The organism is uncultured Kordia sp., assembly GCF_947489565.1.
Lineage (GTDB): Bacteria > Bacteroidota > Bacteroidia > Flavobacteriales > Flavobacteriaceae > Kordia.
This window is the reverse complement of the sequence record NZ_CANLEA010000007.1, coordinates 212,363-237,148: the sequence shown is the minus strand read 5'-3', so window position 1 is coordinate 237,148 and position 24,786 is coordinate 212,363. Positions and strand designations below refer to the sequence as shown.

The window sequence follows — 24,786 nt, the reverse complement described above, 5'->3', positions numbered from 1 at the left end:
ATCGCTAGGTTTTTCTTTTAACAGAACTTTAACCATTATCGGTTAAACCATACCGTTTCTTTGCAGTCCAACCGACATCAAAAAGCTATATACACAAAGAAACGAATCACCAAAATGAAAAAATTACTCTTTTTCCTATGCTTTATAGGAACGATTACTACTGTATTGGGACAAAATAAAAAACAAGCTAAAAAAGTCACCATTACAGGAAAAGTGTTTGATAAATCTACCAATCAACCACTAGAATATGCTACTATTATTTTTCAAGATACTGCCAAAAAAAGATCGGTTACAGGCGGAATTACCACTGCCAAAGGCACTTTTTCTATTGAAGTTGAAGCTGATGTCTATGATATTACGATAGAGTTTATTTCGTTTAAATCGCAACAAATCAAAGGAAAGTCATTACAAGAAAATATGTCCATCGGAACTTTTTTCCTTGCCGAAGATGCACAAGCTTTGGAAGCAATTGAAGTTATTGCCGAGAAAACAACGGTTGAAATTAAACTCGATAAAAAGATTTATAATGTTGGAAAAGATTTAACCGTTCGCGGTGGAACCGTAAGTGATGTTTTGGACAATGTACCTTCTGTTTCTGTAGATGTGGAAGGAAATGTAGCCTTGCGCGGAAATGACAACGTTCGTATTTTAATTAACGGAAAACCTTCTGGTTTGGTCGGTTTAAACTCTACAGATGCATTGCGACAACTTCCCGCAGAAGCGATTGAAAAAGTAGAAATTATTACTTCTCCATCAGCACGTTATGATGCCGAAGGAACGGCTGGAATTTTAAATATCATTTTGCGTCGTAGCAAATTACAAGGTATCAACGGAGCTATTACTACCAATGTTGCATATCCAAAAGGATATGGTGTTTCTGGAAATATCAACTATCGTACTGGCGATTTTAATTTCTTTACAACATCTGGATATAATTATCGAGAAGTTCCCGGAAATTCAAACACATTTACGGAATATTTTAACGGAGACGAACCCAATACATTTTTAGAAGAAGACCGAGAGTTTGATCGTATCCGAAAAGGATTCAATTCTAATTTTGGAGTAGAATGGTATGTGAATGATAAAACTTCGCTGACAGCTTCTTTGGTCTACCGAAATAGCGATAATGAAAGTGAAACTTCTAATATTTTAACGCAATTTGATTCTGGTTTTAACATAACCAATGTCAGTACGCGTTTTGATCCTGAAACCGAAGATGATAAAACGATTCAGTATGCTTTGAATTTTGACAGAAACTTTGAGGAAAGTGGTCACAAATTAACTGCTGACTTCCAGTTTGAAAGTAGTACCGAAGCTGAAAAATCGTTTATTTTAGTCAACGGACAATTAGCAGAGCAAGTTGCTACTACTGAAGATCAAGATCGTATTTTATTACAAACTGATTATACTGTTCCATTAAGTGAAACCGCACAATTTGAGATTGGGTATCGCGGAAACTTCTTAGATTTAAATACTGATTATTTAGTTGCCTTTTTGGAGAATGATACATTTGTGCCAGATACTAATTTGAGCAATGTGCTAAACTATCGTGAATATGTAAATGCTGTTTACACGCAATACGGGAATAAAGTCAATAATAAATTTTCTTTCTTGTTAGGTTTACGATTAGAAGATACTCGTATTACCATTGATCAATTGACAAGTGGCGATTTTGACCGAAAAACATACGTCAGCCTCTTCCCTACGGTTAATTTAGGATACGAAATTTCAGAAAATCAAAGTATCACATTAGGGTATAATAGAAGAATCCGCAGACCGCGTTCACGCTTTATCAATCCATTTCCTTCGCGTTCAAGTATTACGAATGTTTTTCAGGGAAATCCAGATATTGATCCGAGTTTTTCTAACGGAATTGACTTGGGTTATTTGAATCGTTTTGGAAAGCTTACATTGAATACATCGGTGTATTTTCAACGCTCAACAGATGTTTTTAATTTTATAAGTGAAGATACTGGACAAACGACTATTTTGAATGGTGAAGAAGTGCCAATTATTCGTAGAACGCCTATTAACTTAGCTAGAAATGACCGTTTTGGATTTGAATTTACATTGACTTATAATCCTTCTCGCAAATGGCGATTGAATGGAAACTTTAACTTATTTCAATCGTATAATCGTGGAGAATTTAATGGTGTTAATTTTGATGCTGACAACTTAAGTTGGTTCGTTCGTATCAACAATAAAGTAACACTTCCTGGTAATATTGATTGGCAAACACGTTTATTTTATCGCGGACCAAACGAAGATGCACAAAACATCCGCAAAGGATTATTTTCTGCCAATTTAGCATTCAGCAAAGATTTATTCAAAGACAAAGCTTCTATAGCTTTCAACGTAAGTGACGTGTTTAATTCTAGAAAAAGACAATCAGAATCGTTTACAGACACTTTTAGAAGCGAAGGTGAATTCCAATGGAGAGAACGTACTTTTAACTTGTCATTTACTTATCGTTTCAATCAGAAAAAGAAACGAGAACGTGGTAATGGTGGGCGAAACTTTGATGATGAAGGCGGATTTAGCGCTGCACCATAAATAGCTGATTTTAAAGCTTATATTTTATAAAACGTCACACACTTTTCTTTTTTCATCAAGATTTCTACTGTTATTTAGCCCATTATTAACTAAAAACTTTAGAACATGAAAAGAAGAAGTTTAAAATCATTAGAACTAAACAAAAAGTCCATTTCGAACTTAAATTTAAATGAAGTTAGAGGAGGACTTTTCCGTACACGTTTACTTTGTAGAAAATCAAGAGGCGAGCGTTTGTGCGCTTCGGAAGGCAGTGCATATTGCTAATTTATAATGAAACATGATGTATTGAGGAGATGTGGTCTTAAGGTTGCATCTCTGATAATATAAGCTGGTTTGTTCGTATCAATAATAAAGTGACATACCGTAAGTAGCACAGCAGCCTAAACAACTGGTTTTAAAGCCTATATTTCATACTGACATTTCATAAAGCGTCACTCACATTTCTTTTTTTATCAAAAGATTTACTGTTCTTTCGAGGCATATTAATCTTAAACTTTTTTAAACATGAGCAAAAGAAATTTAAAATCATTACAACTTAACAAAAAGTCTATTTCTAACTTAAATGCAAACGAAGTTAACGGAGGTTTACTACGTACTGCAATTTGTCAAACTTTATTATGCAGACCATCAGGAAGGAAATTATGTGGTTGGTAATGCAATTATGATTTATTGCTAATTTATAATAAACTATAATTTATTAAAGAGATGTAATTAAATTAATTGCATCTCTTATAATATAAGCTGATTTGTTCGTATCAATAATAAAGTGAAACAAATAGCACAACTCTCTAAACAACTGGTTTTAAGGAACATAATTTCATACTGACATTTCATAAAGCGTCACTCACATTTCTTTTATTATCAAAAGATTTACTATTCTTTCGAGGCATATTAATCTTAAACTTTTTTAAACATGAGCAAAAGAAATTTAAAATCATTACAACTCAACAAAAAGTCTATTTCTAACTTAAACGCACATGAAGTTAATGGAGGTTTACTACGTACTGCAATTTGTCAAACTTTATTGTGCAGACGAACAGGAAAGAAAGGATGTGGTTTGTAATGCAACTTTGCTTATTGCTACTATGTAATGAACAATGAATATTGTAGAGATGTGATTGTATGATTACATCTCTTTTTATATACAAATTCTTTCTCATAAGATTTGACTTACGTAATTATTGCTGATTTGAGTGATAAATTTAAGTTGTCGTTTTAAATTTTGGACTTTTTTAGTACTTTAGGAATCTATAAAACAAATGTACCATGGCACACGCAGCTCCTAAAACAGAAAGTACTGATAGAGTTAAATTACCTTTTTCTTTTGATGCCGAAAAAATGTTGGCTGAATTTGAAGCACTAAAGCTTCAGCAGTTTGAATATTACAATGTAATTCCGCTTCGTGCGCCTGCACATACGGTAGATACTTCATTGCCATTTCCGCCACCAGCGGATGATTATGCAGATGGTTCTTGGTGCGATTGGATGGATACTAGTTATTTGGCAGATTCGCCGTATTTACAAAGTGTTATCGATACTTTTAAAGCCAATACCAAAGTAACTTTGGTACGTTTATTACGTTTGGCTCCAAACTCTGTAGTGCAGCAACATACCGATCCGACTTTGGGCTTGGAAGTTCATAAATCTGTGATACGATTAACGGTTCCTATTTTAAACAAAGATGGTATTCAGTTTTTCCTCAACGATTCTGAAGTTCCTATGCAACCTGGTGAATGTTGGTATTTGCGTTTAACCGATCCGCATAGAGTCATCAATAACGGAAGTACAGAACGTGTCAACTTAACTATTGATATGATTCCAAATGATTGGATTCGAAATATTATTAAAGAAAGTGATTTATAATTTTACATAAATACGGTACACCATAAATTGTAATTGAATGATTTATTCGAAATAAAACCACATATCATGTCAAAAAAAACAAAACCACAACCCGAAAGTTTTCCAACAGCTGTAAATTCACAAATTACAGATTCAGTTACACAAGCAAACACAAAAGTTCTTGGCGATGCACCAGCAATAGCTATGGGAAATCTTATGGAAGTAACTTCGCAAGCTTTAGCAAATGCAGCACACAATGCAACTACGAATCAAACTTCTTCCAATCCAACTTCACAAGCAGCCACTACACAAGGTGTTGAAACAATATATGATATTGATACTGCTAGTTCAGCTAATGCAACTAGTAAAATTTTGAATGACGGTGAATAATTAACCTTTATTTTAATAATAAAAAAGCGAACCGAAGTTCGCTTTTTTTTGTACTACTTTGCTTCCCAACACCAAGATTCATCTTGTAAGGTATAACACTGTATCAAACAAGTAACAGTTATCAATGTTGTTGTAATGTGTCCTCCTTTTACATTGTCTTGAAATTTTGCAACGGACTTCTTGTTGAGTTGTAAGTTTTTGATACTTTTTTTCTTCATGATTTCTGTATTTTAAGATTCATATTTTCTTCAAGATAATACGTATTTCATCTATATAAAAACTCAGTTGTGCTGAATTTATAAATACCGTATACAAACTACCTCTTAGTATCTACCTCCGAAAGAATCTTGTTTCACAACTTCTCCATTTCGTTCCAAAAAAACAACATCTCGTTCCAACATTTTTAAAAATCAATATTTAATATACTCTCTTTGTATAGAATTGCTAACTTATAGAAAAGCAATTCTATACACAATTATTACGAATCAATACCTAAAAATTATGAACACTAAAAATGCAACATTGGAACATATTTCATTAATCACAGAAAATGACCAACAAAAAACAAAATCGACGAAAGATCCTAGATATGCAAAAATAGAAGATCTTCAACCCAGAGAACGTTCAACTAGTGGCTTGGCCTTCAATCATGAAGTCATCGTAGTTCCTCCAGATTCAATGATAGAAGAAATTGCGCCTTTAGAAGTAGAAGCTGAATATGACGGCAAAAGCAAAACGATACAACTAGAGGTTTTAATTTATGTACATTCCGATTATGTCTTTGATAAAGTTGCTATTGAAGAAGAGGATACTTTAGATCCAAGAGGTGCGCTTAAAATTGATATCATTTTTCCAAAGCCTGTCGAACCTCTCATTCCTTTAAAATCTCGCTACGAATTTATTCCTTACAGAATAAAGTATACTGTAGAATACCCAGATTCAGAAAAAGTAACCTCTATAATTACCTACCTTCAAAGCAGTAATCCAAAAACTTCACGAGGAACTATTACTACAGTAAAAAGGCCAACATAAGTAAAAAATGGCGGAATCTGAAAAGCCTTATGAGTAAGAACTAAAACCTTAAAACTAATTATTATGAATCATCAAACCACTTTAGAACATAACTTAGTAGAAACCCCAGGAAAACTCTTAACCACCGAAATTACTGTTTCATCTCCTATTTTGATTGCAGGAGAAGGTGAACAAACTGGACAATTTGATCGCGTATTAATAAGTCTTTCAGAATATGAAACAAATGACTTATTTCCACCTTGTGTAATGGCGTATCATGAAACAGGTAATGGAATCATAAATGTAAACGCCATGGTATTACTTCCAGTAAAAGAAATTGATCCAAGCAAATTTGCAGTAACACAACAATTTGTATATTCGGAAGGAGGAAAAAATCAATTAAATTTACACATTAGTTATTATGCTAATGAAGCAACTACCAATAAATACATTCCGATATTAATCTCTTTTAAAACAGATCCCGTTTATAGAGATGGAAGCGCGATATTAATAGACTGTACACAAACTTTCTTCAAAAATATAGATCCAAAAACATCTAGAGGAACAATAACTACCGTAAAAAGACCTATGTAATAAAATTAATTTGACATGAAACTTGTCCTTTAAAAGCAGTGATTGTAACATCGCTGCTTTTTTTTGTTTTGATATTTAACTACATTGTAAAAAAATATCACATGTATTTTGCAGAAAAAAAGTATTTACTAATACTATTTATATTAGCTCCTGTCCTACTTTTTTCTCAAAAAGCAGCACAAAGCAATGTCTTCACACAACAAGTACTGGATAAGAGTACGAAATTTGATACCAATCCGTATTTCGCAAAAGCCAAATCATTTTTCGTCGAAAAAGAATGGGATTCTACATTAGTTTATACCATGAAAGAATTGAGTACAAAAACTACAAAAAGTGAACTTACAGATTATTGTCATTTTATAAGAGGAATTAGTTTTTACGAAAAAAAAGTATTCAAAGAAGCCATTAAAGAATTTGCAAAAACTGCTGACGATTTTGAATTTCACAATAACCTGTTAATGTATTTGGGTTCTATAGCTTTGGAACAAGAACAATTCACAAAAGCGATTGGCTACTTTAAAAAGATTGAAACCTTCTCTGAGCAAGAACTTCTTGGCATTAAAAAGAAAAACATTGAACATAATATTGGCTTATGCTATTTGCATTTAAAACAGTTTCCGGAAGCTGAAAAATATCTTAACGAAAGTGTACGATTGCACGAAAAAGATAAAGATACTCTTGAACTGGTTGGCGCATATGGTGATTTAGCTTCGTTGTATTATGAGCAGTATAAAGATGCTGAAGCAATTCCTTATTTTGAAAAAGCATATGGTTTGGCAAAAACTACCAACGATTTTTTATTAAAGCAACATACGGCTAATAATATGGCTGTCGTTGAAGAACATCGTAAAAATTACCCGAAATCTATTCAATATTATAAAGAATATATGATATGGACCGATTCAATAAACGATCAGGAGAAACTATATGCATTAGGACAAGCTGAACAAAAAGCTACTGTTGAAATCAAACAAAAAGAAGTTGCAGTACTAAAAGCTGAAAATAAAGCGAAACAAGCAGAGTTGGATACGTATTTATATTCTGCGATCATTTTATTTGTCATGTTTGGTGTAAGCATGTATTTGTATCGTGAAAAAGTAAAACGCAATAAGATCATTAATACGCAAAAGGAAGATTTAGATGAATTGAATGCCACAAAAGACAAACTGTTTTCTATTGTGAGTCACGATTTACGTTCTTCAGTGAATGCTATTAAAACAAGTAATAAAAAGTTAATGACGACGATAGAAACTAAAGATTTTCATAAAGTTGGCAATCTATTACAGAATAATAGTTCTATTGTAAATGGCGCTTATAATTTATTGGATAATTTATTGAACTGGGCATTGCTGCAAACCAAACAAACACGTTTTGAAATATCCAAACTTCGCCTGACTTCAATTATAGATCATGTTGCGTATAACTACAAAGCTATTTTAACAGATAAAGAACTTAAGTTTGAAAATACCATTTCTAAAAAAGAGGTGGTTTATGCCGATCAAGAATCGCTTAAAATCATTTTACGAAACCTGATTGACAATGCTATTAAGTTTACAAATCCAAACGGTAAGATTACGGTATACACTCATAATGATGATCCCGATTTTTGTCAGTTAATTATAGAAGATACAGGCATTGGCATGAATGAAACTACACGTTTAGAATTGCTCAAAGACACTACACTACTTGCCAAAAAACAACATGAAGACATCATCGGTACAGGATTAGGTATGCAACTCTGCAAATCTATGATCAAAAAAAACAACGGTACTTTTTCTATAGAAAGCGAATTGGGAAAAGGCACAAAAATGATGGTTTCGTTGCCTAAAATGATGCCATCATAACTATTACTTTTCTCTTTTACTTTTTAAAATACATTTTATTGTCTATTTGGTGATTTTTCAGCTTATAAAAGTTTGTATTTCTACCTCCAAAAAATTCCATACCCAAATTTTTGAGTTTTATTCCAAAAAAGTGAACTCTCGTTCTTTTCATTCAGAAAATCAACGATTTAATCTTTTTCTTTGTATAGAATTATTAAACTAATAAAGCTAATAATTCTATACAAAATTAAAATAACGGCGGAATCTGAAAAGCCTTAAAAGAGTAGGAAATCAACTAAACACTTAAAGTATGCATACAGAATATTCAGATCATTCGGTAATTGGTCAACTAACTAATCTTGCAGTAACGAAGTCAACAATGCAAGAAATAGAAAAAATTATAGACCCACTTTTAGAAGATTTTGGTAAAGGAGAAATACTAATTAAAGGACAAGCTCCGTTGGGGCAACCATTTTATGAATCTGTAGGTCATAATTCATCACTGATTAATAAAATGCCTCATATTGACAGAGCAATAGATCATCTATTATCTCCCACTCCTATTGCTTTTTCTACAGTAAATGGAAGAATTACATTTGGCTTGTCTTTAATTGCCAAAACTAAAAATCCTTTAATAAACATCAGCCATCGAAATTTCACGTATCAACTTACGTTAAGTCAATACGGAACTCCTCAATTAAACATTTATGTATTCTTTGATGAAAGTAATAATCGTTCAGGTCAACTGGAGTTTTGGGATAATACTTTTTATATAGAATTTCCTGCGGGATCCATTCCTCATTTAACAAACCCAAATACTATTGAACATATACAAGCATTTATCATAGAAAATGACCCTAGAACTTCTAGAGGAACGGTTACTACAGTAAAACCAACAAGTAATTAATGTTAAAATTATGTATCTAAAGGCGAATTCCGAAAAGCCTCTAAGAGAGTAGGAAGTAAACTAAATAATTATAGCTATGAGCACACACGATAAATTAGAAGAAATCAAAAAAATAGTAACTGAAATTGAAAATGATATAACGCAACTTGAAGGCATTAATTATCAAATTCCAGGTATAAAGTTAGCCCCAACCTATTACAATCATAAACTTATAAAAAACATACCTGATCCCAATAAACTCCTTTTAGAAGCTACTAGGCAGCAAATTACAGGATTAATCTCTTATTTAGAAGGACATGATTATAGTAATCCAGAAATTAATGGAACTTTACAAAAATATGGAACCGAAATCGTCGATATGATGATTAGTTTTTTAGGACTTACAAAAGGAAATACTGAAATTTCACAGGAATATGAAAAATTGTATTACGAATTTATAAGGACCGCATCTGATAGTGAAATCTTAATTCAACCTACAATTGGAGCACTTAGAGATGATAAAAATATTTATACTAGTATTTACTTTTTTGAAAATTATGCTAAAGAGATGACAAAAGATGATTTTGACATCTATCAAAATTTCTCAATTGGTCCTGGTGGAAGATCTCAATTGAGTTATTACGTATGCTTCAATCGCCAAGATAAAGAAAGAGGAGGCTCCTATCGAATGCATAAGTTTACTGTAAAAAATTTAGAAATTGAATATGCTACTTTTAACTCAAAAACTAAAACAATATCTCAACAACCACTTGATATTAATAACATTGAAAATGTGATGGTTTCAGTAATAGATGTAGATCCAAAAGCTTCTCGTGGAACAGTTACTACTGTAAAACCTACGGGCAATTGATTTTTGTGTGAAATAAGATCATTTTGCTAATTACATAGTAAGATTTATGTTAAAAGTAATAAAATGAAGCAGTGAATATTTTTTAGAATACTCACTGCTTTTTTTATATTTTAAATTTTACTTAAATTGTTGAAAAATGATACATGCATAAGAAACTAAAAACTACATTGATTTTTTTATTTATATGTATTCCTTCATTTCTTTTATCGCAAGAGAAATCAGAATCTAGTGCATTAAACAAATCCATACAGCATAACACTACTTCTTTTACTACAAATGCGGATTTTAAAAAAGCGCAATCATACTTTTTTAATAATCATTGGGATTCTACACTAGTACTTACGACAAAAGTATTGAGTACATCAGCAAAAGATGAAAAACTAATTGATTATTGTCATTTTTTTAGAGGTATTAGTTTTTTCGAAAAAAAGCTATTTAAAAAAGCGGAAGATGAATTTTTAAAAATTTCAAAGAATTTTCAATTATTACCCAATGTAAAAGCAAAATTAGGTTCTATTGCATTAGAATCGTACTTATTTGAAAAAGCTCTTTCTTATTATAAAGAAGTAGAAAAAATACCAAAACTACATAGTCAAACGATTAATATGGAACATATTAAAGATAATATAGGTATATGTTATCTTCATTTACAAAAATATGAGAAAGCCAAACCTTATTTATTAGAAAGTGTTAGATATCAAGAGGAACAAAAAGATACTGTATTGCTCATTGGTTCGTACGGAAACCTTGCTACACTATACTATGATCTATATAAAGACAATCTAGCAATTCCGCTTTTTCAAAAAGCCTATGCACTAGCTAAAACGACTAACGATTTTAGTACGCTACAGACCACAACCGAAAATATGGCAGTAGTAGAAGAAAACAGAAAAGATTATAAGAAAGCACTGCAATACAGAAAAGAATACGAACAGTGGACCGATTCATTGAACGATCAAAATAAAATTTATGCTACTGCGAAAGCTGAAGAGAAAATAGCTGTTGAAAAAGAACAAAAAAGAATTGTAAAACTTGAAGCTGAAAAGGAAATTGAAGCAGCCGAAAGAGATACCTTTTTATACTCAGCCATTATCTTATTTGTTATGTTAGGTGTCAGTCTCTATTTCTATAGAGCAAAAGTAAAGCGTAATAAAATCATTCATCAACAAAAAGAAAATTTAGATGCGTTGAATACCACAAAAGATAAACTATTTTCCATTGTGAGTCACGATTTACGTTCCTCCGTAAACGCCATCAAAACGAGTAATAAAAAATTAATAAAAACACTTGAATCAGAAAAACGTTCGAAAGTCAACGATTTATTGCAAAATAATAGTGCTATTGTCAATAATGCGTATACATTGCTAGATAATTTACTAAACTGGGCATTATTACAAACAGATCAAACCTTTTTTCGAATGACAAACCTGCAGCTTTACAATACCGTAGAACATGTTGCATACAATTACACCGCCATTTTAGCTGACAAAGAAATTTCCTTTGAAAATACGGTTCCAAAAAACGAAACCATCTATGCAGATAAAGAATCGTTAAAAATTATTTTGAGGAATTTAATTGACAATGCTATTAAGTTTTCTCATTCAAAGGATCAAATACGTATTTACACAAAAAACGATGCGACAAATTTTTGTCACTTAATTGTTGAAGATACCGGAATTGGCATGGATACAAACACACGTCAAGAATTGCTTAAAGACACTACCTTACTCGCAAAAAAGCAACACGAAAACATCATAGGAACAGGATTAGGCATGCAGCTCTGTAAATCAATGATCAAAAAAAATAATGGTACTTTTTCAATAGAAAGTGAATTAGGAAAAGGCACTAAAATGATAATTTCACTCCCTAAAAAACTTATCTAATGGAAAATATTAATGTATTAGTTGTTGAAGATAAACCCGAACAGAGCACTAAATTAGTTGAAATATTAAAAGAAAATAACTTCACTATTTCTGGTACAGCAACCTCTTTTAGAGAAGCCGTTGATATTTTTTATGCACAAAATATTGATATTGCCATTATTGATATTTTCCTCAATGGTCGCCCAGATGGTATTGCCTTTGCCGAATTTATTGATGCGCAACCCAATGGATTAAAACCTTTTATCTTTTTAACCAGCGCTACAAGTCGTGAAATCTTTAATCGCGCAAAGCTTACCAAACCCTACGGTTATATTGTAAAACCTTTTAATGAACTAGAATTGATTTACGCCATTGAAAATACAATTGAAAAATTTTATGGTCAGGAAGATTCTTTTTCTGCTGAAGATGAAAACACCATCATTAGCGATGACAACTTATTCATTAAAAAAGGAAAAGCTCTCAAAAAAGTAAATGTAGATGATATCATTTTAATTGAAGTAGAAGAAAAGTATTGCAACATTATTACGGAAAAAGAAAAGTTTGTCATTCTCATCTCGCTTGTCAAAATTTTAGACCTTTTAGACACTACAAAATTCTACCGTACGCATCGTAATTTTATCGTAAACATTCGCAAAATAGAAGAAATCATTCCGCAGGACAATTTAATTCTTTTGGAAGGAAATCACAGTGCAACTTTAAGCGGGAAATACAAGGACATCATCAATAAGTTTCGAACGCTTAAATAATACTATAAAACTGTTCATTCAAACCACCAAAAAATAAAAAAATGAAAACCGTAATCGTAGAAATTACTACAGAAGATTTAATACAACTAAAAGATGCTAAGTACAATTTATGCTTTGCAAAAAAACTCAACGATAGTTTTAATGTGGTTTGGCAATCCTATGACAATTTCTTGAATACTAATCATTTCTCATACGAACCAAACTATGAATTATTTTGTTCAAATACGTTTGAAGAAAATGAACTTGTAGTTGTATCTACTAATATTCAACCTTGTGATTTAGGGAATTATTGTACTCTTACTGAAGCAGGTGTTCTTGATCCACAAACAAGTGGCGGAATTAATAACAGTTTAACATTAAAGAATGATTACGATACAATTCATTCTGGCGTACAACAATCTTCTACAGGAATAGATGGAAAAACCATCAGTACACCTATTTATGTCTCTGAAAAAGCCATCATAAAAGGCTACGATGAACTCAATCCAAAAGACATTGTCAGAGTTTGGTTTCAACAAGACATTGAAACTAGCACAATGATTCTGCCACCTCCATTTCAACAAAGACTAGCTTCTTCATATTATATTGATGTAGATTTAACATCCACTAATGAAGTAACCTGTGTTTTTGAAAATGGCGATTGGAAAACTAGCTAAACTCATCATCCTTTAAGAAACCTTTTTTATTTACAAGTGCCAAAACCAGTTCTAAAAACATTGGTTGTTGCTTATGATTTCTACTTTATAATCTAGTTCTACAAATATGAGTATTCGTGGACAAGAATCTCCATCTTGTTCCATTAATCTCTTTTTTCTTACAACTTACCTCTAATTTTACATCAGAAATAAAACGCTAGCAATTTTATATCTACCATTATTAATTAATCATTCTAAAAATAGAAATTATGAGTAAAAATATATCACAAGTAGCTGCTTTACAGTTACACGAAGCTTTAGTTGCATCACAAAAAGTAGTAAATGTAGAAGTTGCTTTAGATGACTTAGAAAACTTAAAAAAATCTGGATACAAATTATGTTTTGCTAAAAAAGTAGGCGACAGTTTTAATGTGGTTTGGGAATCATACAGTGACTACTTATTCACTAACAGTTTTTCTTGGACACCACAATATGAATTATTTGGAACCAATACATTCCAAAGCGGAGTAGAAGTAAGAGCTACTACAAATATTCAGCCTTGTAATTTAGGAAATCAATGTACCTTAAATGAATTTGGAATCTTAGAAGCACAAGTAAGTGGCGGACCTGACACTAGTATGACGATGGTGAACGAATATGGCTCTATTCATCCTGGAGTAAATCAACTTTCTACAGGTATTGACGGACGCACAACGATGACACCAATTTATGTTGCTGAAAACTCAATTGTTACTGGAGAAGTAGTATTAACTCCTAAAGAAGAAGTGAGAGTTTGGTTTCAACAAAATATTGAAACAAGCACAATGATTAGTGACTCTACATCTAATTATATTGATTTAAACTTGACACAGATAAACGAGTTATCTTGTAAATATGAAAATCAAAAATGGACTCTTGTGTAATGCAATAAATTCATAAATAAAAAGGCTGTTTTAGTATATAAACAGCCTTTCTAATTTTTTTAAACATTGAATAGTATGAAAACCAATGCAACATTTATCTCAGACGATACTTTAGAAGTATTACAACAAAAAAACTTAGTGTATAACTATAACTTCTTAAACTTTAGCAACAGAGGAACTGCCATAACTCCTGATGAATACGGACATCCTGATGGTTGGATATATAAAGCATCTGGATCTGGAGCTATGATTGGTCTTGATGAATCTTTAGGAGCTTGTCGGATTAAAAAAAGTGCCGATGACTCAGAAGTAATTTTACAGCAAAATATTAGCGAATTTCCGCGTTGGGAACAAACATTAAAAAACAAAACGATCAGTGCAGAAATTGTTATAACGAATCAATGGACAGATGCTTTTGAAATCACGGTCGAATTATCTGACGGAGTCACGACAAGCAGCACTTCCAACAATATTTCAAGCGATCAAACAAATACGATACGATTGCAACATAAATTCGATTCAAATGCAACCACTTTGGTACTTGCTATTAGATCTTCAACCCAAAATGCCGAAATCTTAATTCAAAAAGCCTATGCTAACATTGGAAATTTTGCTATGGAAGCACTTCCATGCATGGTAAATGGGTTTATAGGTGAACGTAAGCAATATCTTTCTACTGAAACAGCGCCAGCTACTGAAATCTCACTCTGTGAAGCCACAAAAAAATTATCAGAATATAATGGTTCATACACACGCTTAAGCTCCTTCTTAAACGGGCGATTTGGCGGTGATATGGAAGATTCTTTCCTTCCAGATATGCGTGGATATTTTAGCAGAGTTTGGGACAATGGCGCAAAAACAGATCCTAATGCTGATGAAAGACTTGCGCTTGGCGAAGGAACTGTTGAAGGAGATCATGTAGGAACTGTAGAAGAAGATATTTTTGAACAACATACACATGAACTAAAATATGATACAGTTTCAATCTTCTATGAAAAAGGAAGTCCTACGTATGGTCTTGACATTACGAAGACTTCAGAAACAGAAGTAGCAGGAAAAGATAATCGAGAAACTCGTCCCAAAAATATTTCTGAATTATATACCATGAAATGGGCATAAGCAACAGAGTCAATACACATTTGGAAACGAATCACATAAAAAATTGGGCAAACGATACTAAAATAGAAAAAAGATGAGTCGTTCCATTATGACTATAATTTATCAAAAAGAATAGCTTTTATGCAGCACATAGAAGCTATTTTGCTTTTTTGTTTTATTCGCAACAAAAGCCTACTAATTTTATAGATTTATAAAATTTTACACCATTTATACTGTGAAATTTAACAATTTAACAAAATACCTCGTCTAGATTCTGTATATTTGCACGGCTTAAAAATGAAAGAGTCTACCCTAATAGACAATCCTGAATGACTGAAAAAGAAGACATACTCAATCTACCAATATCCTTTAAAAACATTCGACTCATACGCCTAAATCTACCACAAAAAGAACAATTTGTGTCTGGAATTGGTGTCCGAAACTCACGTGAAGCACTCATCATTGAATGGGAAGATATGACCGGAACGAAAGGCTACGGAGAATGTTCGTGTCGTCCAGATCCTTATTATTCAGATGAATTTATTGATGGCGCTATTGCTTTAGTCAATCAATTTATTGTTCCGTTTTTAAAGCCTACACAAACCTTTGGCGATCTTGTTCAATTGCTAGATAAAATTCGCGGTTGGAATTTTACCAAAGCTGCTGTAGAAATGGCCGCTTTGCAAGTCATTGAAAAAAATACAGGAAAATCGCCTTTTGAATTATTACAAAACAAACCTTTAGCAACGGTACCTGTTGGCATCTCACTTGGTTTATATACGGAATTAGATCGTATGAAAGAAGTGGTGAAAAATGCCTTAGAAACTGGTTACAGACGCTTAAAGTTTAAAATATCACCGAACGTACGAATTGACTTTTTTGAAGAAATCAATCCGATGTTGTTCAAAGCTGACACCTACGTAAGTTTTGATGCAAATGGTAGTTTTGGAACACATGATTTTGAAATCTTCAACTATTTTGCCAATACGTATCAATCCATGATTGAGCAACCGTTTGCTCCTACTCGATTTGATTTGTTGTTGAAAGCAAAACAAGAAAATCCAGATGTTTTTATCTGTTATGATGAAGAAATAAAATCCTTAGGAGATGTATTAAAATTACATCACTTAGGTGTGTTGGATGAAGTCAACTTAAAAGTAGGTCGTGTTGGCGGTGTCATGAAAAGTATTGAAATTATTCAGTATTGTGCCCAACATAACATTCCATGTTGGATTGGCGGCATGTTTGAAACTGGTATTGGAAGAACGCTCAATTTACGCATGGCTTCCTATTTACCAAATGCACGCGCGCATGATTTAAGTCCGTCAGATCGTTACTTTTTAGAAGACGTCATTGCGCCAAATGTGGAAATGAACAAAGGATATGTTTCCATAGAAAGCTTACAACATTGCCAAGTGCAACCCAACTTAATAGAAAAATATACTATTGATCAAAAAACGATAGAAGTTACATGCTAGATTTTTATATACAAAACGCAAAAATTTGTACCGGACATAAGGAAAATGCCAGGATTGGAAATGTTGGTATCCTAAATGATCGCATTGCATGTATTCATTATGAAGGAGAAGATTTTGAAACTCCAACGGCAAAAGAAACCATCGATGCTACGGGACTTATTTTAACGCCTGGTTTTATTGATCCGCATGCTTCTACAGGTTTTGGATATTTCTTTCCAAATGCTGCCGATCATAAATTATATCAAGGAATTACTACCGAAATATTTGGAAACTGCGGAACTTCGCCAGCGCCAATTGCACCACATTTAGACAAAACCATGAACCGTTTATCGGACGAAATTGGATTTCCGTTTGAATGGCGATCACTTCAAGAATATTTTGATCAAATACAAGATAAATTACAATTCAATATTGCAACCCTCGTCGGTCATAGTACGCTTCGTGCAGGAAATATGGACGACTGGCACAATTTACAACCTTCGCAACTAGAAATGATGAAAACTGCATTAGCAGAAGCCATGGACGAAGGTGCTTTAGGAATTTCCACAGGATTGATATATGCGCCTGGTTGCTTTGCCGAAATGGACGAAATTGTAAGTTTGGCAAAAGTAACTGCCGAAAAAGGAGGTGTATATGCTTCACATGTTCGTAATGAACGTGATGGATTGGAAGAAGCAGTTGCAGAAGCATTAACCATTGGTAAACAAGCAGACATTCGTGTACTTATCAGTCACATCAAAGCTGCTGAAAAAGAAAACTGGGGAAAAATTCCGAAAGTGCTAAAAATGCTTGAGGAATATAATAAAACCAGCGAATTGCAAGCTGCCTGTGATGTATATCCGTATACGGCAGTTTCAACAAAACTACGCGCGTTTATTCCTAAGTACATGTTACAAGATGGGATTGCTGCTGTAGCAGAAAAAATGAACGATGCCGAAAACGTTGCAGCTATTGCTAATTGGATTGAGAAGAAAGATTACGACATGTCACGCATGTTGATCATTTCAGACGATTTAGAAAAATATTACAATAAGAATGTTTCTGAAATTGCAGAAGAATTTAATATTTCACTCGCACAAGCTGTGGCTGATATATTAGCAGCAAGCACAGAAACGTGGGTTGTATATCATTGCATTGATCAAAAAGATATTGATACCGCAGTAATGTGGTCAAATGCAATGATTTGTACTGATTCTTGGAGTTATCCGATCAATGCACCCAAAAGCATTGGACAACCGCATCCAAGATCATACGGAGCATTCACGGAATTTTTACAGCGTTTTGTCATTGATGAAAAAATGTTGAGCTGGGAAGAAGCCATTCATAAAGTAACGTATTTGCCTGCTGAGTTTTTTCAACTAAAACACAGAGGTTTGATTGCAAAAGATTATTATGCTGATATTGTGTTATTTGACCCAAATTCAGTAAAAGCAAATGCTACCTATTTAGCTCCTAGAGAATTATCGTCGGGAGTAGAACATTTATGGGTAAATGGTTCGCATCTCATTCAAAATGCAGAAATGCAAAAGGCAACACCTGGAAAAGTATTGACATTGAACGATTGATAATGCAACAGAATACAAACATAAGAGAAGCAAACACTTGTGATTATCAGAGTATTGCTAACATATATAACGAATATATTACACTTGGGACTTCCAATATGGAAGAAACCTTTAAAACCACTGCAGATATTGCAGGTTGGAGGAAAAAATTCAACGATCGGGAAAAATTATATGTCTTTACAGACCATGAAATTGTAATCGGTTGGGGAATTATAAAACGCTATAGCGATCGAGAAGGTTACCGTTTTGCATGTGAAACTGCTGTATATTTCACCGAAACGGAATTGGGAAAAGGATATGGTACACAAATGAAAAAGTTTGTCATTGATGCTTGTAAGCAATTGCAATACAAACATTTGGTTGCCAAAGTTTTTGCCACAAATACAGCAAGTATTGCATATAATGAAAAACTAGGTTACACCATTGTTGGACGTCAACATCAAATTGGATTTAGAAATGGACAATGGTTAGATATGATTATTATGCAATACATAATTGAAAACGAGTAAGAAGAAATTAATTTAAAAAACCACAAAGGACATGATGTTACAAGAAGAAGTTTTAGCACCTGCTTTAGAGAACCTAAAAACATTGATACAGGATGCAGTTGATAGTGGAGAAAAAGTCACTGCCTCACGTATTAAAGAATTTGTAGAGCAAGCTCAAATTACACAAAAAGATTTGGAAGCCTATGCCGACTTTGATCACCCAATTGAAGATGGTTATGGACGTAAAATGATTTACGATGCTGGAAAATTTGAAATTATGGCAATGTCTTGGAATCCTGGTGACTATTCTTCTATTCACAATCATGGATATACACAATGGGGCGTAGTTCAGGTATTTGGAAATGTACATCACTTTATTTATCAAAATAGAAACAATCAACTGCGTTTTGCGAAGAAAGAGATTTTAACATCTGGTTCTGTTGTAAAAGTAGTAAACGCAATGATTCACCAAATGGGAAATCCTTCTACAGAACGTTATATGACCTTACATATTTACGGTTGTTGTGACAAAAGCGGTGATATTACTGCCGATGCAAAAAACTATGAATTAGAGCACGATCGTGTAAATCATACGACTGGTGGTGCATTTTTCAACTTGCCAGAAGATCAGATTTATGATTTTGAACCAGGACCAATTCCAACAGACGACGTATTTATCAATTATGCAAAACTAATGATTGATTATTATCACCGTCAAGAACAAACTCCTGAAATTATTGAACTAAAAGAAAAATTGATGAAAAAATTGCATGAGCGCATTTGCCTTTCGTAATTATCATTCCTTTTTTAAATATATACAGAACCAATCATTAATTTGATTGGTTTTTTTATGGCTTTTATTGATTATATATGATGATCTTATTTTTTAGAAAACAAAAAGTAAGTCAAAAAATTAATTCAAAATACACGTATTTTTACTGATTTAAATTAGAAAAAGAAGACCTATATTGTAGCAATACAATCGTTAATACCATGACCAAAAAAATACAAATAGCGCTTATATTGGCAGTTTCACTCTTTTTTATTAGCTACAGTAGTTCATCTTCAAGTGATGCAGAAACTACTGAAAATAAGATTCCGCCATTAGAAATTTACATCGTTGATCAAGAAACAATGCCCAAAGACGCGGGTGTTCCTAATACATCGTATACAGCATCTGTTTTTGTCATTGATAATGAAAAGAAGCAAGTTTTTGGTCCCTTTAAAGGAAGTAGCTATCCAAACTCTAGAGAAACAGAACCTGGTTCCGACAAACCCAATACCGTAGATACAGGAATTCATTTATTCAATAATGAATACGGACATAAAGGCGGCACGGTAAAAGGATTGAATCTTATAAATCAAGAAGAACAACGAAAAACTGATGGATATTCTTGGACCAAAAAACCAACTACGATGTCATATGTAAATTTGCATCAAGGATATTCTGATTTAGGAAATTATAACAGCCGAGGCTCTTTGGGTTGTATAACAATTCAACCTGATGAAGTGGGTCAATTTTGGTCACATTTTGACTTTAGCATCAACGGTACAAAAGGTACTTCAAATGGTGTTGTATATGTATTTAGAGAATCCGAAGAAAAAAGAGAACAATTGATTAATGAAATTAAAAATGTATACCAATAAATTCCTCATCGTACTCATTCTGTTGTCCTGCTTTTTTAGTTGTATAAAAGCTCCTAAAGGCAGTGCAGAAGCTATACAATCAAATGATGATTCTATAGCACGTAAAATAAAGCTTATCAACGCAAAATTAGATGCCATTGGTGACAAAATTGGCTTGAATCTAGATTCTATCAAATTAAAAGATGATACTAGTAATATTGTAGGCAGCTCAACATATATAGACAGTATTCGGTCTGAAATGCATTTAGCCTATAACAAAGGAAAAGCAGAAACTACAAAAGCAACCTCATTTGTTGTAAAAGATAGCACATCACTTTGTACTCCTTGCGATATGAGTTTCTTAGCGTATTTAGACAAAAAAGACGATTATAGTAAATACGACGTTCAAGTATTAATGTGTCTTGATGATAATGGCGTTTGCGATGATTCTGCCGAATTTGTAACTTATTATAATGAAATTGTCTTTAAAGTATTTAAGAAGAAAATTAAAACCATGTCTCCCGAGGACATTAAAAATTATCTAAAAGACAACGAACTCAATCTTGAGTTTTTAAATCCTGTGATCGATAAAAATTCGAGCTCGTTTATTGATTCGCTCAAAGCAAGAATAAAAGAAAAAATGAAGCGATAATAAGCTTTAAAAAAACAAAGTCTTACTCCTATGTAGTAAGACTTTGCAACGATACTTATGAAAACGTGGCGTGATTTATTATTGATATTGAATAAACCACATATATATAGGCATTCCCAATGTAATATTGAATGGAAACGTTATTGCCAATGCCATTGGTAAATATAAACTTGGATTTGCTTTTGGCGCTGCTATTCGCATTGCTGCTGGCACAGCGATATAAGAAGCACTTGCTGCCAAGATTGAAAGTAATAAGCGATCACCTTCACTACTCAATATATGTGATGATAAATACGCTACCGTAATTCCGTTCACAATTGGAATAAAGATGGCAAAAATTAACGCAAACCAACCTTTTTTAATCAGTGCGCCAATTTCTTTTCCACTCGTAATTCCCATATCTAATAAGAAAACGGCTAAAAATCCTTTAAAAATATCTGTGGTAAATGGTTTGATACCTTCTGCTTGCGCATCACTTGCCATAAAACCTATGACCAAACTTCCTAATATTAGCAGTACACTTCCGTTGGTGACTGCATGTTTTACGAGTCCTATTATTTCTTTAGATGATTTCTTTCCATTCGAATGAATTCGCATCAACAATACGCCTACAATAATTGACGGAGCTTCCATCAAAGCCATTACAGCAACCATATGTCCGCCAAATGAAATGTTTTTCATTTCCAAAAAGCTAATTGCTGTCACAAAAGTTACGGCACTTACCGAACCATACGCCGCAGCAATAGCACCAGCATTTTCTACTGTAAACTTTAACCGTAAAATATAGTATGAATACAAGGGCACTATAATGGCTAATACGATTCCTACAATGAGCGACCAACCAATATCTGCTGTGTAATTGCTATGTGCTAACTCTTGCCCACCTTTAAAACCGATGGCAAGCAAGAGATATAAAGAAATAAATTTTGAAGAGTTTTTCGGAATTTCTAAATCGCTTTTTACTTGTGCTGCGATAATTCCTAAAACAAAAAATAATAATGCTGGATTCGTTAAATTATCGAATAGTAAATGTAAATCCATTAGTTTTTTTTAAAGACAAAATTGTCTTAGTCGATGATTTCTATTTCTAAAATTCCATTGATACGTACTTGCTTCCCTGCTTGCTTAGCTTCCATATAAATTTCTCTAAAACTCTCCTTTTCACGTATCAACTGCCCTACTCGGCTATCATCATAAGTTGTATCGCTATTCATATCTCCTTCACAGATTGCCAAACGATGAATTTTGTGAAAATTAATTTTTTCATCAATTAAAGAATTGATTACTTCTTTTGCTTCCATCGCTGTAAACTTACCGTCTACTAATTGTACTTTGTGCGTTACTTCTGCTGTTGTCATCATACTTAATTTTTAACTTTATACTTGATTGAGATTTTATTGTTAAGAGACTTTTCTCTTTTTTTAAACAGTGCAAAGTTTATATTTAATATTCATATATTTTTATTTATATTTATTATATAAAACATAAGCATCATTTATGAACTATACATTACATCAACTCAAAGTCTTTGTAGAAATTGTAAACAAGCAAAGCATTACCAAAGCATCGGAAGCTTTATTTTTAACACAACCTGCCGTTTCTATTCAACTTAAAAAATTTCAAGATCAATTTCCTTTACCGCTCACAGAAGTCGTAGGTCGTAAATTGTATGTCACAAATTTTGGAAAGGAGATTGCGGTTACGGCTCAAAAAATTCTAGATGAAGTTTCTACAATTGATCATAAAACCAAAGAATACCAAGGGAAATTAGCGGGGAAATTAACCTTAACTTGTGTTTCTACAGGAAAATATGTCTTGCCATATTACCTTTCGGGTTTTGTGAATCAGCATGCAGGAATTGACTTTACGATTGATGTAACGAATAAACAAAATGTGGTGAAGGATTTGGAACAGAATAAGGTCGATTTTGCCTTGGTTTCTGTATTACCCACACATTTATCTTTAGAAACATTGCCTTTGCTTAAAAACAGTTTGTATCTCGTTGGTGGAAAGGAACGCGAGGCGCAACGCAATGGTAAAATTGAAGATATTTTTCAAGAAGAACCGTTATTATATCGTGAAAAAGGTTCGGCCACTCGAAACGCCATGGAAGCTTTTATTGATGGGAAAAATGTATCTGTACAGAAAAAGATTGAGTTGACTTCCAATGAAGCTTTGAAGCAGGCTGTCATTGCTGGTTTAGGCTATTCAATTATGCCATTATTGGGAATCAAAAATGCAGTGGACAATGGAGCTATCAACATTATAAAATACAAAGGTTTGCCCATTCATACCCAATGGAATTTAGTATGGTTAAAAAACAAATCGCTTTCTCCGGTCGCCAAAGCATTTATTTCTTATTTAGAAGCAGAAAAGCTGGCTATTAAAACAAAATACTTTGATTGGGTTGAAGAATAAAATTACACAGATATTGACTGAAAGATGATTGTTTCAAAATTATCCGAAAAACCAAAGTGATTCCTCCTGTAAATTAGATGATTTCATGATGAATCTGCCTTTTACCTATATGTAAATCACAAAAAACGTAAGTAATTACTCTAAAACTTATAAATATTTTATTTATTTTAGGCTAACCATATTATTTCGTTATTTAACTACAGAATGACGTATTACTAACCTAAAACCCTTTCCATAATGAGTACTAAATCATTAATTAGTGAATTAAAAAATATAAAAAAAACCAAAACACGGGGAAATTCATATAAAGACAATTGACTCCTATCAATAATGTATGATTGAAATACATGGTACAGAAAAAGGATTTTCTCCAGATCAAATTTAAAAATTAACCATCTTACGACACTTACTACTGAAAAAATTGATCGTTCTAAAGGTGTCGGACTAGGATTATTGCTATGTGTGACACTTATTAAGAAGAATAATAGTACATTGAGTATTGAAAACAATCAACCCGAAGGATCGATTATAAAAATTTCACTACCAAAAATTTAAGCACCATGGAAAACTTACACATTTTAGTCTTAGAAGATCAACAAGATGATGCTGACGTACTTATAGATATCCTTGAAAAAAATGAATATATTGTTACACATGTTCTTAATAGACAAGAAGCGCATGAAGCTTTGAAAGATAAAAAGTTTGATATTATGGTTCTTGATATTATGATTCACGGAAAGCCAGAAGGAATTGATTTTGCGCAACAATTAGATACTGAAGGAATTAGGATTCCATTTGTTTTTTTAACAAGCATACATAGCCGTATTATTTTTGAAAAAGCCAAGTATACCAAACCCTTTTCATATCTGTTAAAACCATTTAATGAAATGGAATTGCTGTATACGATTGAATTGGCCATTGAAATGCATCATGGTCAAGAAAACACTATGAGTGTTACGGAGAACAATGCTGTGATTGCGCCTGAGTTTTTGTTTGTTAAAAAACAACGGAAAGTTGTGAAAGTAAATGTATCTACCATCAATTATATTGAAGTGAGTGAGAAATATTGTAGTTTAATTTGTGATGCAGGAGATTATCTTATCAAGCTTTCGTTATCAAAAATTAAGAATATATTGGCGAATCCAGATTTTAAACAAACACATCGTAACTATTTGGTTAACATTAAAAAAATAAAAGAACTCTACGTAGAAGACAACTTAATTATTTTAGAAACCAATCATAAAGTTCCTTTTAGTGAGCGCTATAAAGCTGCATTTTTACGCGATGGATTGTTTTTCAGGTAA

At 32.7% G+C, this 24,786-nt stretch carries 27 protein-coding genes; 24 read left to right on the top strand and 3 right to left on the bottom strand.

The window, feature by feature from the left end; translation table 11 throughout:
* The first annotated feature begins 114 nt into the window (after positions 1–114).
* The 6 genes from Q0845_RS11755 (at position 115) to Q0845_RS11730 (ending at position 4,785) form a co-directional block, all read left to right on the top strand.
* Positions 115–2,553, top strand: a complete 2,439-nt coding sequence (locus tag Q0845_RS11755) for a TonB-dependent receptor (protein WP_298513179.1) — start codon at positions 115–117, stop codon at positions 2,551–2,553.
* 105 nt (positions 2,554–2,658) lie between these two features.
* On the top strand, positions 2,659–2,817 hold the full coding sequence (locus tag Q0845_RS11750; protein WP_298513177.1) for a hypothetical protein: 159 nt from the start codon (positions 2,659–2,661) through the stop codon (positions 2,815–2,817).
* Positions 2,818–3,057: 240 nt separating this feature from the next.
* Positions 3,058–3,207 (top strand): hypothetical protein, encoded by a 150-nt coding sequence (locus tag Q0845_RS11745; RefSeq protein ID WP_298513175.1) that lies wholly within the window; start codon positions 3,058–3,060, stop codon positions 3,205–3,207.
* A gap of 259 nt (positions 3,208–3,466) precedes the next feature.
* Positions 3,467–3,616 (top strand): hypothetical protein, encoded by a 150-nt coding sequence (locus Q0845_RS11740; protein WP_298513173.1) that lies wholly within the window; start codon positions 3,467–3,469, stop codon positions 3,614–3,616.
* A 203-nt stretch (positions 3,617–3,819) separates the two neighbouring features.
* The gene (locus tag Q0845_RS11735) at positions 3,820–4,416 is read left to right on the top strand and encodes an aspartyl/asparaginyl beta-hydroxylase domain-containing protein (protein ID WP_298513171.1); all 597 of its coding nucleotides are present in this window, start codon (positions 3,820–3,822) and stop codon (positions 4,414–4,416) included.
* A 66-nt stretch (positions 4,417–4,482) separates the two neighbouring features.
* Positions 4,483–4,785, top strand: a complete 303-nt coding sequence (locus tag Q0845_RS11730; protein ID WP_298513168.1) for a RebB family R body protein — start codon at positions 4,483–4,485, stop codon at positions 4,783–4,785.
* Between the two features lie 53 nt (positions 4,786–4,838).
* Here Q0845_RS11730 and Q0845_RS11725 read toward each other — a convergent pair whose 3' ends face one another.
* A complete protein-coding gene (locus Q0845_RS11725; protein WP_298513167.1) occupies positions 4,839–5,003 on the bottom strand; it encodes a hypothetical protein in 165 nt (54 codons plus the stop codon).
* A 283-nt stretch (positions 5,004–5,286) separates the two neighbouring features.
* Here Q0845_RS11725 and Q0845_RS11720 point away from each other — a divergent pair, with 283 nt between their 5' ends.
* The 16 genes from Q0845_RS11720 (at position 5,287) to Q0845_RS11645 (ending at position 21,064) form a co-directional block, all read left to right on the top strand.
* Positions 5,287–5,817 (top strand): hypothetical protein, encoded by a 531-nt coding sequence (locus Q0845_RS11720; RefSeq protein WP_298513165.1) that lies wholly within the window; start codon positions 5,287–5,289, stop codon positions 5,815–5,817.
* Positions 5,818–5,880: 63 nt separating this feature from the next.
* Positions 5,881–6,390, top strand: a complete 510-nt coding sequence (locus Q0845_RS11715; RefSeq protein WP_298513163.1) for a hypothetical protein — start codon at positions 5,881–5,883, stop codon at positions 6,388–6,390.
* Positions 6,391–6,491: 101 nt separating this feature from the next.
* Entirely contained in the window at positions 6,492–8,234 is a 1,743-nt protein-coding gene (locus tag Q0845_RS11710) for a tetratricopeptide repeat-containing sensor histidine kinase (protein WP_298513160.1), read from the top strand.
* Positions 8,235–8,523: 289 nt separating this feature from the next.
* Positions 8,524–9,120, top strand: coding sequence for a hypothetical protein (locus Q0845_RS11705; RefSeq protein ID WP_298513158.1), 597 nt, complete (start codon positions 8,524–8,526; stop codon positions 9,118–9,120).
* A gap of 76 nt (positions 9,121–9,196) precedes the next feature.
* On the top strand, positions 9,197–9,970 hold the full coding sequence (locus Q0845_RS11700) for a hypothetical protein (protein WP_298513155.1): 774 nt from the start codon (positions 9,197–9,199) through the stop codon (positions 9,968–9,970).
* A gap of 143 nt (positions 9,971–10,113) precedes the next feature.
* Complete coding sequence (locus Q0845_RS11695; RefSeq protein ID WP_298513153.1) at positions 10,114–11,853, top strand: tetratricopeptide repeat-containing sensor histidine kinase; 1,740 nt, start codon at positions 10,114–10,116, stop codon at positions 11,851–11,853.
* The gene (locus tag Q0845_RS11690; protein ID WP_298513151.1) at positions 11,853–12,599 is read left to right on the top strand and encodes a LytTR family DNA-binding domain-containing protein; all 747 of its coding nucleotides are present in this window, start codon (positions 11,853–11,855) and stop codon (positions 12,597–12,599) included. The genes Q0845_RS11695 and Q0845_RS11690 overlap by 1 nt, the downstream gene beginning before the upstream one ends.
* A gap of 41 nt (positions 12,600–12,640) precedes the next feature.
* Positions 12,641–13,255 carry a hypothetical protein gene (locus Q0845_RS11685; protein WP_298513149.1) on the top strand — a complete coding sequence of 205 codons (615 nt, stop codon included), beginning with the start codon at positions 12,641–12,643 and terminating at the stop codon, positions 13,253–13,255.
* A gap of 248 nt (positions 13,256–13,503) precedes the next feature.
* Positions 13,504–14,157: a hypothetical protein gene (locus tag Q0845_RS11680; RefSeq protein WP_298513147.1), complete on the top strand. Its 654-nt coding sequence runs from the start codon at positions 13,504–13,506 to the stop codon at positions 14,155–14,157.
* A 75-nt stretch (positions 14,158–14,232) separates the two neighbouring features.
* Positions 14,233–15,276 carry a hypothetical protein gene (locus tag Q0845_RS11675; protein ID WP_298513145.1) on the top strand — a complete coding sequence of 348 codons (1,044 nt, stop codon included), beginning with the start codon at positions 14,233–14,235 and terminating at the stop codon, positions 15,274–15,276.
* A 308-nt stretch (positions 15,277–15,584) separates the two neighbouring features.
* Positions 15,585–16,733 carry an o-succinylbenzoate synthase gene (menC, locus tag Q0845_RS11670; RefSeq protein ID WP_298513143.1) on the top strand — a complete coding sequence of 383 codons (1,149 nt, stop codon included), beginning with the start codon at positions 15,585–15,587 and terminating at the stop codon, positions 16,731–16,733.
* Positions 16,727–18,298 carry an amidohydrolase family protein gene (locus Q0845_RS11665; protein WP_298513138.1) on the top strand — a complete coding sequence of 524 codons (1,572 nt, stop codon included), beginning with the start codon at positions 16,727–16,729 and terminating at the stop codon, positions 18,296–18,298. Before menC ends, Q0845_RS11665 begins: the two co-directional genes overlap by 7 nt.
* 2 nt (positions 18,299–18,300) lie before the next feature.
* Positions 18,301–18,807 (top strand): GNAT family N-acetyltransferase, encoded by a 507-nt coding sequence (locus Q0845_RS11660; protein WP_298513135.1) that lies wholly within the window; start codon positions 18,301–18,303, stop codon positions 18,805–18,807.
* 31 nt (positions 18,808–18,838) lie between these two features.
* Positions 18,839–19,579: a cysteine dioxygenase family protein gene (locus Q0845_RS11655; protein ID WP_298513133.1), complete on the top strand. Its 741-nt coding sequence runs from the start codon at positions 18,839–18,841 to the stop codon at positions 19,577–19,579.
* Between the two features lie 200 nt (positions 19,580–19,779).
* Positions 19,780–20,433 carry a hypothetical protein gene (locus tag Q0845_RS11650; RefSeq protein WP_298513131.1) on the top strand — a complete coding sequence of 218 codons (654 nt, stop codon included), beginning with the start codon at positions 19,780–19,782 and terminating at the stop codon, positions 20,431–20,433.
* Entirely contained in the window at positions 20,408–21,064 is a 657-nt protein-coding gene (locus Q0845_RS11645) for a hypothetical protein (protein ID WP_298513129.1), read from the top strand. Before Q0845_RS11650 ends, Q0845_RS11645 begins: the two co-directional genes overlap by 26 nt.
* Positions 21,065–21,142: 78 nt before the next feature.
* Here the strand turns inward: Q0845_RS11645 and Q0845_RS11640 are convergent, their stop codons facing one another.
* Both Q0845_RS11640 and Q0845_RS11635 read right to left on the bottom strand, forming a co-directional pair.
* A complete protein-coding gene (locus Q0845_RS11640) occupies positions 21,143–22,105 on the bottom strand; it encodes a sodium-dependent bicarbonate transport family permease (protein ID WP_298513127.1) in 963 nt (320 codons plus the stop codon).
* Positions 22,106–22,131: 26 nt separating this feature from the next.
* Positions 22,132–22,425 carry a hypothetical protein gene (locus Q0845_RS11635; RefSeq protein ID WP_298513125.1) on the bottom strand — a complete coding sequence of 98 codons (294 nt, stop codon included), beginning with the start codon at positions 22,423–22,425 and terminating at the stop codon, positions 22,132–22,134.
* A gap of 136 nt (positions 22,426–22,561) precedes the next feature.
* On the opposite strand from Q0845_RS11635, the gene Q0845_RS11630 reads away from it, so the two are divergent.
* Both Q0845_RS11630 and Q0845_RS11625 read left to right on the top strand, forming a co-directional pair.
* Complete coding sequence (locus tag Q0845_RS11630; RefSeq protein ID WP_298513122.1) at positions 22,562–23,482, top strand: LysR family transcriptional regulator; 921 nt, start codon at positions 22,562–22,564, stop codon at positions 23,480–23,482.
* 560 nt (positions 23,483–24,042) lie between these two features.
* A complete protein-coding gene (locus Q0845_RS11625) occupies positions 24,043–24,786 on the top strand; it encodes a LytTR family DNA-binding domain-containing protein (RefSeq protein WP_298513120.1) in 744 nt (247 codons plus the stop codon).

Excerpts from the sequence above, each read along its gene's own strand:
- Q0845_RS11755 (WP_298513179.1), top strand. The coding sequence starts at position 115 with ATGAAAAAATTACTCTTTTTCCTATGCTTTATAGGAACGATTACTACT.
- Q0845_RS11750 (WP_298513177.1), top strand. The coding sequence starts at position 2,659 with ATGAAAAGAAGAAGTTTAAAATCATTAGAACTAAACAAAAAGTCCATT.
- Q0845_RS11745 (WP_298513175.1), top strand. The coding sequence starts at position 3,058 with ATGAGCAAAAGAAATTTAAAATCATTACAACTTAACAAAAAGTCTATT.
- Q0845_RS11740 (WP_298513173.1), top strand. The coding sequence starts at position 3,467 with ATGAGCAAAAGAAATTTAAAATCATTACAACTCAACAAAAAGTCTATT.
- Q0845_RS11735 (WP_298513171.1), top strand. The coding sequence starts at position 3,820 with ATGGCACACGCAGCTCCTAAAACAGAAAGTACTGATAGAGTTAAATTA.
- Q0845_RS11730 (WP_298513168.1), top strand. The coding sequence starts at position 4,483 with ATGTCAAAAAAAACAAAACCACAACCCGAAAGTTTTCCAACAGCTGTA.
- Q0845_RS11725 (WP_298513167.1), bottom strand. The coding sequence starts at position 5,003 with ATGAAGAAAAAAAGTATCAAAAACTTACAACTCAACAAGAAGTCCGTT.
- Q0845_RS11720 (WP_298513165.1), top strand. The coding sequence starts at position 5,287 with ATGAACACTAAAAATGCAACATTGGAACATATTTCATTAATCACAGAA.
- Q0845_RS11715 (WP_298513163.1), top strand. The coding sequence starts at position 5,881 with ATGAATCATCAAACCACTTTAGAACATAACTTAGTAGAAACCCCAGGA.
- Q0845_RS11710 (WP_298513160.1), top strand. The coding sequence starts at position 6,492 with ATGTATTTTGCAGAAAAAAAGTATTTACTAATACTATTTATATTAGCT.
- Q0845_RS11705 (WP_298513158.1), top strand. The coding sequence starts at position 8,524 with ATGCATACAGAATATTCAGATCATTCGGTAATTGGTCAACTAACTAAT.
- Q0845_RS11700 (WP_298513155.1), top strand. The coding sequence starts at position 9,197 with ATGAGCACACACGATAAATTAGAAGAAATCAAAAAAATAGTAACTGAA.
- Q0845_RS11695 (WP_298513153.1), top strand. The coding sequence starts at position 10,114 with ATGCATAAGAAACTAAAAACTACATTGATTTTTTTATTTATATGTATT.
- Q0845_RS11690 (WP_298513151.1), top strand. The coding sequence starts at position 11,853 with ATGGAAAATATTAATGTATTAGTTGTTGAAGATAAACCCGAACAGAGC.
- Q0845_RS11685 (WP_298513149.1), top strand. The coding sequence starts at position 12,641 with ATGAAAACCGTAATCGTAGAAATTACTACAGAAGATTTAATACAACTA.
- Q0845_RS11680 (WP_298513147.1), top strand. The coding sequence starts at position 13,504 with ATGAGTAAAAATATATCACAAGTAGCTGCTTTACAGTTACACGAAGCT.
- Q0845_RS11675 (WP_298513145.1), top strand. The coding sequence starts at position 14,233 with ATGAAAACCAATGCAACATTTATCTCAGACGATACTTTAGAAGTATTA.
- menC (WP_298513143.1), top strand. The coding sequence starts at position 15,585 with ATGACTGAAAAAGAAGACATACTCAATCTACCAATATCCTTTAAAAAC.
- Q0845_RS11665 (WP_298513138.1), top strand. The coding sequence starts at position 16,727 with ATGCTAGATTTTTATATACAAAACGCAAAAATTTGTACCGGACATAAG.
- Q0845_RS11660 (WP_298513135.1), top strand. The coding sequence starts at position 18,301 with ATGCAACAGAATACAAACATAAGAGAAGCAAACACTTGTGATTATCAG.
- Q0845_RS11655 (WP_298513133.1), top strand. The coding sequence starts at position 18,839 with ATGATGTTACAAGAAGAAGTTTTAGCACCTGCTTTAGAGAACCTAAAA.
- Q0845_RS11650 (WP_298513131.1), top strand. The coding sequence starts at position 19,780 with ATGACCAAAAAAATACAAATAGCGCTTATATTGGCAGTTTCACTCTTT.
- Q0845_RS11645 (WP_298513129.1), top strand. The coding sequence starts at position 20,408 with ATGAAATTAAAAATGTATACCAATAAATTCCTCATCGTACTCATTCTG.
- Q0845_RS11640 (WP_298513127.1), bottom strand. The coding sequence starts at position 22,105 with ATGGATTTACATTTACTATTCGATAATTTAACGAATCCAGCATTATTA.
- Q0845_RS11635 (WP_298513125.1), bottom strand. The coding sequence starts at position 22,425 with ATGATGACAACAGCAGAAGTAACGCACAAAGTACAATTAGTAGACGGT.
- Q0845_RS11630 (WP_298513122.1), top strand. The coding sequence starts at position 22,562 with ATGAACTATACATTACATCAACTCAAAGTCTTTGTAGAAATTGTAAAC.
- Q0845_RS11625 (WP_298513120.1), top strand. The coding sequence starts at position 24,043 with ATGGAAAACTTACACATTTTAGTCTTAGAAGATCAACAAGATGATGCT.